Annotated in this window: 10 protein-coding genes and 1 pseudogene; 3 read left to right on the top strand and 8 right to left on the bottom strand. The window is 68.4% G+C overall.

What is annotated here, in order from left to right:
• Positions 1-47 precede the first annotated feature (47 nt).
• Both ACWEKM_RS28540 and ACWEKM_RS28535 read left to right on the top strand, forming a co-directional pair.
• Complete coding sequence (locus tag ACWEKM_RS28540) at positions 48-1,514, top strand: ABC transporter substrate-binding protein (RefSeq protein WP_451624116.1); 1,467 nt, start codon at positions 48-50, stop codon at positions 1,512-1,514.
• Positions 1,515-1,522: 8 nt separating this feature from the next.
• A complete protein-coding gene (locus tag ACWEKM_RS28535; protein ID WP_451624115.1) occupies positions 1,523-1,657 on the top strand; it encodes a hypothetical protein in 135 nt (44 codons plus the stop codon).
• 399 nt (positions 1,658-2,056) lie between these two features.
• Here the strand turns inward: ACWEKM_RS28535 and ACWEKM_RS28530 are convergent, their stop codons facing one another.
• The 6 genes and pseudogenes from ACWEKM_RS28530 to ACWEKM_RS28505 form a co-directional block, all read right to left on the bottom strand.
• Entirely contained in the window at positions 2,057-2,242 is a 186-nt protein-coding gene (locus ACWEKM_RS28530) for a hypothetical protein (protein WP_451624118.1), read from the bottom strand.
• A 49-nt stretch (positions 2,243-2,291) separates the two neighbouring features.
• A pseudogene (locus tag ACWEKM_RS28525) lies at positions 2,292-2,985 on the bottom strand (transposase); the annotation flags it as partial.
• Between the two features lie 193 nt (positions 2,986-3,178).
• Positions 3,179-4,870: an amidohydrolase gene (locus ACWEKM_RS28520; RefSeq protein WP_451624114.1), complete on the bottom strand. Its 1,692-nt coding sequence runs from the start codon at positions 4,868-4,870 to the stop codon at positions 3,179-3,181.
• Between the two features lie 26 nt (positions 4,871-4,896).
• Positions 4,897-5,340 (bottom strand): cupin domain-containing protein, encoded by a 444-nt coding sequence (locus tag ACWEKM_RS28515; RefSeq protein ID WP_451624113.1) that lies wholly within the window; start codon positions 5,338-5,340, stop codon positions 4,897-4,899.
• 23 nt (positions 5,341-5,363) lie between these two features.
• Positions 5,364-5,513: a hypothetical protein gene (locus ACWEKM_RS28510; RefSeq protein WP_451624112.1), complete on the bottom strand. Its 150-nt coding sequence runs from the start codon at positions 5,511-5,513 to the stop codon at positions 5,364-5,366.
• A 133-nt stretch (positions 5,514-5,646) separates the two neighbouring features.
• The gene (locus tag ACWEKM_RS28505; RefSeq protein WP_451624111.1) at positions 5,647-6,273 is read right to left on the bottom strand and encodes a helix-turn-helix domain-containing protein; all 627 of its coding nucleotides are present in this window, start codon (positions 6,271-6,273) and stop codon (positions 5,647-5,649) included.
• Positions 6,274-6,380: 107 nt separating this feature from the next.
• Here ACWEKM_RS28505 and ACWEKM_RS28500 point away from each other — a divergent pair, with 107 nt between their 5' ends.
• Complete coding sequence (locus ACWEKM_RS28500; RefSeq protein ID WP_451624110.1) at positions 6,381-7,187, top strand: IclR family transcriptional regulator; 807 nt, start codon at positions 6,381-6,383, stop codon at positions 7,185-7,187.
• Positions 7,188-7,831: 644 nt separating this feature from the next.
• Here ACWEKM_RS28500 and ACWEKM_RS28495 read toward each other — a convergent pair.
• Positions 7,832-8,779 carry a 3-carboxyethylcatechol 2,3-dioxygenase gene (locus ACWEKM_RS28495; protein WP_451624109.1) on the bottom strand — a complete coding sequence of 316 codons (948 nt, stop codon included), beginning with the start codon at positions 8,777-8,779 and terminating at the stop codon, positions 7,832-7,834.
• An 11-nt stretch (positions 8,780-8,790) separates the two neighbouring features.
• Positions 8,791-9,777 (bottom strand): zinc-binding dehydrogenase, encoded by a 987-nt coding sequence (locus ACWEKM_RS28490; protein ID WP_451624108.1) that lies wholly within the window; start codon positions 9,775-9,777, stop codon positions 8,791-8,793.
• Positions 9,778-9,861: the final 84 nt, after the last annotated feature.

Genomic DNA, 9,861 nt, shown 5'->3' with positions numbered 1-9,861 from the left:
GCAGCGACACGCGACGGCCCGCCCTCACACAGCGAGGGACAATACGGGTGAACCACCTGGCCACCCAACGACCAAACCCCACCGAAGAATCGAGGCTGATGGTCAACGCTAACCTGTGCGAGAGCGTCGTCCGACTCGACCCGGATTACTCGATCAAGCCGGGCTTGACGACCTTCACCGTCAACGCCGACAGCACGGTCTTCACCTACAAGATCCGACCGGGCGCGAAATTCTGGGACGATTCGCCGGTGACGACCGCCGACATCATCTTCAGCATCAAGGCCAATACCACTGGGTCGACCGGCGCGCAGAATGCCACCCTCGGCAAGGAAATCAAGTCGATCAAGGCGACCGCATCCGACACGGTCACCGTCACGCTCAAAGCGCCGGACATCATCTTCAACAAGCAACTCGCCGGCAGCGCCGGCAAAATCTACCAGAAGAAGCAGGCACTTGCAGCCGGCCGGAACTGGGGTCTTCCCGCCGCCGGGGTCATGTGTACCGGTCCGTACAAGACCGGGAAGTGGGATCCGGCAAGTTCGCTGGAGATCGTCCGGAACGACAAGTACTGGGGGCCCGACTTCAAACCACTGGTGCGATCGGTCGCCTTCTCCTGGCCACAGGACCCCACCACGCTCGCCAACGCCTTCCGCGGCGGCACCCTGGACGGCGGCTGGAACATCCCGCCGTCCATCGTTCCCACCCTGCAGCGATCAGGCACGGGCAGCATGACCGTCGGCAGCTCCGGCAATGCGGTGCAGATGTACGGGCTGGTCGTCGGCAGCACCACCGAGGGCAGCCTCGCCGCCCCGAAGGTCCGGCAAGCCCTCTCGAAGGCAATCGACCGCAACGCCATCGCGGCCAAGATCTACAACGGCGCTGCGGACCCACTGGGCGGCTTGATCCCGCCAGGCTCGATCAGCAAGGACAGCAGCCCGCTGAAGAGGTCCACCGGCCAGATCTCCACTGCGCAGGATGTCGCGGGCGCCAAGCGGCTCATCGCTGAAACCGGAAAGCCCGCCCCGACGCTGACTCTGGCTCTGCCCGCCGGCGACGCGCTGGCGACCCCGACCGCGGTCGCCGTCCAGAGCGAGGCAGCGGCGGCCGGCTTCAAGATCAACCTCAAGCCGATGGAGCCGAACCAGTACTCCCAGCTGTTCGCCGACCCGGAAACCCGTAAGGGCGTCGACCTCTTCTTCACCGTGTACGCACCGATCGTGCACGACCCGATCGTGTACCTCAACGACCTGATCGCCGCCGACGGGGTCTACAACTTCAACGGCTACGACAACCCGGTGGTCCAAAGCGCCCTTGCGGACGCCCGCACCCGGACCGACCCGGCCAAGCGCGACAGCAGCCTTCTTCGCGCCCATGACCAGTTCCTCAAGGACCTCCCCCTGATCCCGCTGACCGCCCCCCGCGTCACCGTCTGGGAAAACACCGAGCTCACCGGGGCACCGACCACCTTCACCTATGTGCAGTCGCCCTGGGCGGCGCTGCTGGGCGGCAAGTGAGCACGCCGATGACAACCGGCACAGATCAGGCAGGAGAACAGGTCGACATCTCCAACGCCGTCCTGTGGTCGGCATCCGCCGAGGCAAGGTACGTGACTGGGAACATGTTGCCGGTGGACGCCGGGTTCACCAACCGGCGGTGATGTGCATCTCCGGACGCAGCACGGATCTCCCGTCCCCGGGCGTCGTTCCGGCCGGGCGAAGCACACCGACCGGCTTCAGCAGCCCGAGCCGGGAGATCCGTGGATCGCGGTAGCCCCGAGTCCGTGCCCGGAGGCGATGGCGCACGTCATCGCGCATCGGATGTGCAGCGCGGCCTACGGGATGGGCCGGCACTGGAGGCGAGCCCCTGAGACCGTGGACCACACCGCACCGTCCCGGTCGCCACGCTCGTACAATTTGATGTCGAACGATCGCAGGCCGTGCGAGCCTGCCATCCGATGTCGATGTGAGGGAGACGCCGTGCCCAGCCAGCGGTCCATCGGCGAGGCGGAGAAGCTCGCGGAGGCGAAGGTTGTGCCGTGTCCACGGAGGTCGCCGTGTCAGCCCTGCGCGCTCACCATCTTCTCGATCTCCTTGAGTACGAGGGCGGGCAGGGCTTCGATTTCCTCGACTTCCACACCGGAAAGCGGAGTCGTGGAAATGGCGGGGCAAGTGTTACTTGCAACGGTGCCCTCTGCCAGAGCGATGCGGGTGCTGCGGGACAAGGTCCGGGCGGCGACCGCCATTTCGAAGGCTGAACGGCCGGTGACCGCCGTGGTCGCCGGCCTCCACTGCGTGCTGCGGGGCTGGGGAGATCTGGGCCAGCGCCTGGTCGAGGACGGTGATGTGGTCGGCGGCGGTGTCGGCACCGGCGTTGCCGGGCCGCAGCAGGCCGGCCAGGGCTTCGCCGGTGTTGTCCAGGAGGCACAGCAGCGGGTGGTCGCCGAAGCCGCGCTTGTAGGTCGCCGCTGCCTGCTCTTTCTCGGAGTGGCAGGTGACCAGGGTGGAGTCGAGGTCCAGGACAAGACCGGGCAGGTTGCGTCCGCCCGCGCGGGCTGCGGGTATCCCTGCCCTGGTCTCGGCAGCTTGCCGCCATGCGACCTCCCGGGCGGTGGCCCTCGCCGTGCGCAGGCGGGCGAGTGCGCAACCGAGTCGATGCCGGCCAGCAGGCGTCGGGCGGTCGGTGTGGAGGCGACGGGGACGAACATCTCCGTCTGGTCGCGCAGCAGAACCAGGTCCGCTATTGCCTCGTCGCCGTCGGCAAGCATGACCGCGAGATCGACCGCGATCCGGCCGGGGTCCTGCCCGGTGCCTCGCGGTCGCAGCTGGCTCAGTGCGTCCGTGAAGGTGCTGGTCAGTCCGGTGATTCGGAGAGGTTGGCCAGCAGGCGGGATCCGGCGTGGCTGACCACCCCGTGACCGTCGGCCGGCACGACGAGCTTGGGACGTGACCGGGTGAGGTTCACGCAGAAAGTGCCGTCCTGCTGGATGACAGAGACCTTCGGCAAGCCTCATCATCCCAGCTCAGAAGGCACTTTCGCGTTTCGATCAAGACGCGGACACCGCTGCAAGAAAAACGCGCAGGCCGGGAAAGCCGCCGTAGCACTTGCCAGGCAAGACCGCTACCAGGAAGTCCGCGACAGCCTGCGGGCCAAGGAGGTCCGTCGCGGCGCGTTCTTGGACTCAAGCCTCGTCGTACTGCCAGACCTGCTTGCCGCCGAGCCAGGTCTCGAGTACCCGGACCGTGCCGTCGGTGAGGTGCGCGGGCTCCGCCGTGAGCGGATCACCGGAGAGTACGGCGAAATCAGCCAGGCACCCGGCGCGGATCCCACCGACCAGGCGCTCCATCTCCATCGCCACCGCCGCGTCACAGGTGACCGCTCGGAGGGCTTCGACCGGGGAGAGCGCCTCTTCGGGGCTGAGGGTGAGGCCCGCGAACGTCTTGCGCTCGCGCATGACGCGCATCAGGAACAGGGGATCGGAGATCTCGGGCAGTCCCCCGGCGAAGTCGCTCGCACCCGCCGCCGGGAACCCGTGGGCCAGGATGGTCTTGAGCGGGTACATCGGCGCGGACTCGAAACCTTCGCCCACCACTCCACGCATCGAGTCGCCGATCCCGTGCAGAAACCCGATGTTGGCCACCGGCATGATGCCGAGATCCCTGCTGCGAGCGATCCTTTCGCGAGTGGCGAACATGTTGCCGAGATGCTCCATACGGTGGCGACGCGTCCAGACCGGCGTTCCATCGTCACCGCCCAGCTTCTGCCCGGCGCGTTCGAAAGCATCGAGGACGAAGTCCATCGCACGGTCACCCGCGGTGTGCACCAGGAGCTGGAAGCCGCGTTCCTCGGCCAGTTGGACGGTGCGCTCGACGTCGCCCTCGGCCAGGCCGAGTTGGCCGGTGTACCCGGGACGGTCCGGGTATGCCTGCCAGACCGCAGCTTCCCGGGCCGAGACCCCGCCGTCTCCCATGAGCTTGATGCCACCGAAAACCAGCCGGTCGGCGACCTCGGGTGCGTCGAGTCCGAGAACGTCGGCGAACGTACCGGCCTCGACGGCCTCGACGGAGTCCCGGCCCAGCGCGTACAGCTTCAGCCGCAGTGCGATCGATCCGTCCACGATGCGCCTGCGCACCACGCCGAGCTCTGCCAGCCCGTCGGTCATCTCGCCGATGGTCGTCACGCCCCGCGCGGTGAAGTACGTGCTCGCGGCCGAGACCAGCACCTCCTCGAAGCTGTCGTCGCCGGGCTCGGGCAGCGACAGGTGCGGCAGCTTGTGGCGGACTATGAAGAGGTCGTTCACCACGCCGGTCGGCTCACCGGACTCGTCGCACTCGACGCGGGCCGGGCTGGGAAGGACGGTGTCGCGGTCGATCCCCAGCAGCGCGAGGGCCCTTGAGTTGAGGGACCAGACGTGTACACCGAAGCGGACGACGACAGGTCTGGTCGTGCTGACCGTGTCGAGCTCGTGCCGTGTGGGGTAACGCCGGTCGGCGAGCCGCTGACTCTGGCCGAGGTTGCCCTGGCCTTCGAGCCAGCCGGTGCCCGGCCTTTCCTCGTCGGCACGCCGCAGTGTGGCGATGATGTCCTCGATCGAGCGCGTCGGTGGTGTGTGCACGCCGACGTTGAGACCCAGTACCCGGGCCCCGGTCTGCAAGTGCGTGTGGGCGTCGACGAAGCCCGGGACGATCACGCCGTGATCACGCAGGTCCACCACATGCTCCGGTGCGGCCGCGGCGGTCACCTCCACCGCGGGCCCGACAGCGGTGATCCTGCCGTCCCGTACGGCCGCCGCTTCGTGGGTCAGCGCCGACCGCGGGTCGAACAGGCGGCCGAGGAAAACAGTCGTAGGGCTGGGTTCGGTCTGGTCGGGCACTGGCTCTCCTTGGTCGATGTCATCCGTCATGTCCCGGAGGTGGGTGGGCTGACAGCCCACAGGACGGAGGCGTGGCCGGTGGACGCGTTGCGGAGTTGGTGCGGAACCGATGTGCGGTACTTGAGGCTCGTACCGACCGTCATCAGGTATTCCTGGCCGTCCACCGAGGCGAGAACGCTCCCCTGCAGCACCGGCAGGACTTCGGACGAGTTTCCGTGTGTGTAGGCGGCGCCGTTCGACGCCCCGGGCGGGAAGTGCCCGACGAACATGTCGACCGCGCTGTCGGGCCTCGTGGAGACGAGGGTCTTGTACGCGCCGCCTTCGCCCCGTTCAAACCTGGGTCGCTCAGCTTCGCGTAGCGCTGTTGTCCGATTGGCCTGGTGAGTTTGCTGCCGCTGCCCGCCGGACCACGGTTTCGGCAACGACTGCGCGAGCGCGAGCGGGAGTTGGACCTGCGCGAGCAGGGCCACGCGCGCGGACCTCCCAGGGCGCGTCAAGATCGGTGTGCAGCCGTAGGCATCTCGTCGATGCAGGAGCCGATCTCCTGCTTCGAGCCGGACTCACCGAGGATGGCGGGGAACTCGCCCTGGCCGATCCGGAAGGTGTCGAGTGCCGGGTACTGCGTCCCCGGAGCCTGTCGCATCCAGAAAGGCTCCGCCGTCCGACTGCCGGACCCCCGATCACGCTGCTAGCGGTGCTCCTCCCTGTCGTGGGACGACGTGCGGATACGAGCAAAGAGCGGAGCCGGAGCGATGACGTCCGCTGGGCGAACGGTTTCACCCTGTGCCGGACTCCGGAGTGCCCTTCACGATGGTGGGGCCGAACTGGCGTACTTGGGGAACTGTGGTGACCATGTGGGCGACCACCCGTTCGCTCAGGCAGACATGCCGGTGCGTGACATCGCCGGGGAAGCGTGCGAAGTCGCCGGCGGCCAGCTCGACCGGTTCGCTGAGCGGGCCTGTGCGCAGCTTCCCTGTGACGATGTACAGATGGTGCAGCGTTCCCGCTGCGTGCGGTTGAACCGGCTGCGGGTCCTTGTTGCCGCGCTCCAGACGCAGGACGAGTGTGCGGACGTATCCGGAGCCGTAGGTCTCATCGAGCACGCGTTCCGTCCAGTTGGTCGCCTGCCGCCACTCACCCTCGCTCTGGCGCTGCACGTAGACGGGTGTCCCCCACTCGGTCAGCAGCCGCCGCGCGGGTACGTCCAGGGCGGCACCGAGCAGAGACAGGGTCTCCACGGTCGGGTTGCCCAATCCCTGCTCGATCTTCGACAGCGTCTGCTTGGACAGGCCGGAGCGCCGCGCCAGTTCCCCGAGCGACATGGCCCGCTCCAGCCGGAAACGTCGCACGTTGCGGGTCACGAGATCGTTCTCGTGGGCGAGGGCGTCACTTTTAATAGTCATCTCGTCATTATTGACGAACACCTGGATGTTTTCGCATGCTTGTCACGTAAAACTTGCGAAGCGTTCATTGAAAGTGACGCCCTTGCCCTGAAGCCGAGGTGAAAAGGATGACTGCCACTCTTGCTGCCCCTCCGCGTGACGATCGAGCATCCGTCGACAAGGCCATCAGCCTACTCATCGCCCTGGGCGAGCGCACCAGCTCCGGGGCGGGCGTCAGTGAACTGGCCCGCCGAGCGCAACTGAGCAAGTCCACCGCGCATCGTGTCCTGGGCATGTTGGAGCGCAATGGCGTCGTGGAGCGCATCGGGACCGACTACCGGCTCGGGGAGCGCCTGCATCACCTCGGCCGTGCGGTGTATGCACCAGGATCCGAGGTGGTCCGCGACCTGTTGTTGCCCTACCTGGCCGATCTGTACGAGGTGGCCCGGGAGACCGTTCACCTGTCCGTGCTCCATGACACGCACGTCGTCTACCTGGCCAAACTCTACGGTCACCGCAATGCCCCCGTACCCTCGCGGATCGGTGGCCGCCTTCCCGCCCACGCCACGGCGGTCGGAAAGGTTCTCCTGGCCTATGACTCCCGGGCCGCCGAACAGGTCGTGACCGGGCCCCTTGCCCGGTTCACGCCGCGCACCATCTCAGCACCGGACGAACTGGCCGCAGAACTGGACAGGATCCGTTGTACCGGTGTCGCATTCGACGACGAGGAGTACCAGCCCGGCTTGGTCTGTGTGGCCGCGCCGGTACTGGATCGAGGCGGTCTGCCCGTGGCTGCCCTGTCGATAGCAGGACAAAGGGGCAGTACCGACACTCGGCGACTCAGCGTCGAGGTCCGACGGGTCGCCGCCGAGGCGTCCCGAGCCTGGCCGACCCGGACGCGGTGGCGGCGGAGCCCGCGCCGCGTCGAGGCATGACCCCCTTGCCCTGATCCCGGGCCTGGCCGAGACACAGAACACGCAGCGCGGGCGTGCGGGCATGTGGGTCCAGCAGCATTCCCCGGCCGGCGCCGTCCTGGCCACCGTTCGAACTCCTCGAGCGTGAGGCGGGGGTCGCCGAGGACGTACAGACCGCAGGAGGCGTTGTCCGCGACCGTGTCGACAAGGGTGATGCCCAGCCTGCGATGCGACCGTCCACGATCTCCAGGGCCGGCACGGCATGGGCGACCGCGGCGCGTACGCCGGCCGGGGTCGGCTCGGCCGAGTCGAGGTCGGCGCCGAGGCCGAACGCGATCTCGGCCTTCGCCTTGGGCCGCAGCAGCAGCCCGGTGGGCACCTCACGTCCGGAAAGGCCCCTGTCGTCGAAGAGAACGCCGAAGTCGGGCCGGTCGACGCCGAGTTGCCGCTGGACCGCGGGGAGGTGAGACCGATCCTCCGATCGGTGACGCGGGATCCGGCGCTCCGCCGCGGTCCACCAGCATCTGCTGGACCTGGTAGGCGGATGCGAGGTCGCCGGTGCCCGGCAGGACCCGACCGGGCGCACGGTGTGCGCCCTTCGGCGGCGGACGCCGGCCGGCTCGGGGTCTCCACGACCGCTTGATCGCGCTCGCCCTCGTTCTGTGTCATCGGACCGCCTTCAACTGCGCCGTCACCACGGCGAATCCGGCAATCCATTCCGGGATGGGCCGGTAGAAGCGGGAGGTGAAGCGGTAGTCGCCGACGACGGCGAGGGACGCGAAGGCGGCGATCCAGGTGCGGACCTCGTGGGCGGATCCGCCTCCCTCGGCCCCCATCCACTCGGTGCTCCAGGCGTCGACGTCGGCCGACTTGATCTCCGCCAGGGTGTCGAGGACCAGGTTGTCCCACTCGGGGTTGATCGGGATCATCGAACTCGACCCGGCGGCGTAGTCACGGCCGGCCTGGATCACGCGCTGTTCGCCCCTGGCCCGTTGCTCGGGCGTGGGCGGACGGCCCTCGATGAGGGCGTCGGCGACGCGGGGCGGCGCCCCCTCCAGCACCGGGACCGGCGGGTCGTGGGAGAGGCCACCGGACGCCAGGAACAGCACCCGCCGGTCCAGCTCGGCCGCGGCCTCGCCGATCGCGGTGCCCAGGGCCCTGACCCGCCTGACCGGGCCGAGCGGGGTGGCTACCCCGTTGACGAAGACCGGCACCACCGGGATCTTGTCGATGCCCCCGAACAGCACCTCCAGCGGCTGCACGAACCCGTGGTCGACGGTCATCCGGGCGGAGACGGTCAGGTCGACACCTCGGTCGAGCACCCCTTGTGCCAGTCTCCGCGCCGCCTCGGTGTCGACGGACAGCGGCCCGGCGGCGGAACCGAAGTCGCCGACGGCATGCGCCTCGGTGGCCAGGCAGAAGGGAGGCATCTCCTTGTAGAAGAAGCCGTTGTAGTGGTCCGGGGCGTACAGGACGACCAGTTCCGGGTCGAAATCCTGGACGAAGGAGCGGGCCTCGTCCACGGCCGTGTCGACAGCGGCGACCACCTCCTGCGCGGGGTCGTTGGCACCGATCAGCGGGGAGTGCGAGAGGCCGACTGCTGCGGCGGTCATGGCGGTGCTCCTCACCGGGGGGAGTCGTCGGTCGGGTGGATGACGAGCTTCCCGGTCAGCCGCCCGTCGAGCATGAGCTGGATCCCCTTGTAGATCTCCGTGAGCGGCAGCGTGCGGTCGATGACCGGGCGCAGACCGGTGGCGTCCATCAGCTTCAGCAGGGACACCAGTTCGCTGCGGGTGCAGCCGGTGGAACCGAGGATGCGCTGCTGGAGGTAGAAGACCCGGCCGAGGTCGGCGGGCGGATTGGTGCCGGAGGTGGCGCCCGCGATCACGATCGTGCCGCCGGGGCGGAGCGACTTCAGCGAGTGCGACCAGGTGGCTTCGCCGACCGTCTCGATCACCACGTCCACACGCCCCGGCAGCCGTTCTCCACTCGCCACGGCGGCCCGCGCACCCCAGGACAGAGCCTGCTCGCGCTTGTCCTGGCTGCGGCTCGTGGCGTACACCACGGCTCCCGCGGCCACAGAGAGCTTGATCGCGGCCGAGGCGACACCCCCGCCCGCCCCCTGTACCAGAACACGGTCACCGGCCCGGAGTCCCGCCTGGGTGAACAGCATCCGGTAGGCGGTACCCCAGGCGACCGGTAGACAGGCGGCCTCGTCGAACGACAGCCAGGACGGCTTCGGGATCAGGTTGCGGGTGGGCACCGAGAGGTACTCGGCGAAGGCGCCGTCGTGCTGCTCGGACAGCAGGGCACGGCCCGGGTCGAGGGTCTCGTCGCCCAGACCCGCGTTCGGGTCGGCGATCACGGGGTGGACGAGGACTTCGTTGCCGTTCTCGTCGTACCCGGCGGCGTCGCAGCCGAGGATGACGGGCAGCCGCTCGGCTGGGTGGCCCACACCGCGCAGCGTCCACACATCGTGCATGTTCAGCGACGAGGCGACGACACGGACCAGGGACCAGCCGGGCCTCGGCTCGGGCTTGGGAACGTCCCCGAGCACGAGCCCGGCCAGCGGGTCGCTCGCGCTCTGGGAGACGGCGGTTGCAGCAAGCATGGTTTCACGCTCGCTTGGCCGGTCACCTCGCCGACAGCGCGTGTGCCGCTCTGCGGAACGACGGATGGAAGTGGTGTGACCTGC

The organism is Streptomyces sp. NPDC004752 (assembly GCF_053601275.1).
Note: the sequence above shows the minus strand (reverse complement) of the source record. Positions and strands in the feature narration are given on the sequence as shown.

Excerpts from the sequence above, each read along its gene's own strand:
- ACWEKM_RS28505 (WP_451624111.1), bottom strand. The coding sequence starts at position 6,273 with ATGACTATTAAAAGTGACGCCCTCGCCCACGAGAACGATCTCGTGACC.
- ACWEKM_RS28490 (WP_451624108.1), bottom strand. The coding sequence starts at position 9,777 with ATGCTTGCTGCAACCGCCGTCTCCCAGAGCGCGAGCGACCCGCTGGCC.
- ACWEKM_RS28495 (WP_451624109.1), bottom strand. The coding sequence starts at position 8,779 with ATGACCGCCGCAGCAGTCGGCCTCTCGCACTCCCCGCTGATCGGTGCC.
- ACWEKM_RS28500 (WP_451624110.1), top strand. The coding sequence starts at position 6,381 with ATGACTGCCACTCTTGCTGCCCCTCCGCGTGACGATCGAGCATCCGTC.
- ACWEKM_RS28510 (WP_451624112.1), bottom strand. The coding sequence starts at position 5,513 with ATGCGACAGGCTCCGGGGACGCAGTACCCGGCACTCGACACCTTCCGG.
- ACWEKM_RS28535 (WP_451624115.1), top strand. The coding sequence starts at position 1,523 with ATGACAACCGGCACAGATCAGGCAGGAGAACAGGTCGACATCTCCAAC.
- ACWEKM_RS28530 (WP_451624118.1), bottom strand. The coding sequence starts at position 2,242 with ATGGCGGTCGCCGCCCGGACCTTGTCCCGCAGCACCCGCATCGCTCTG.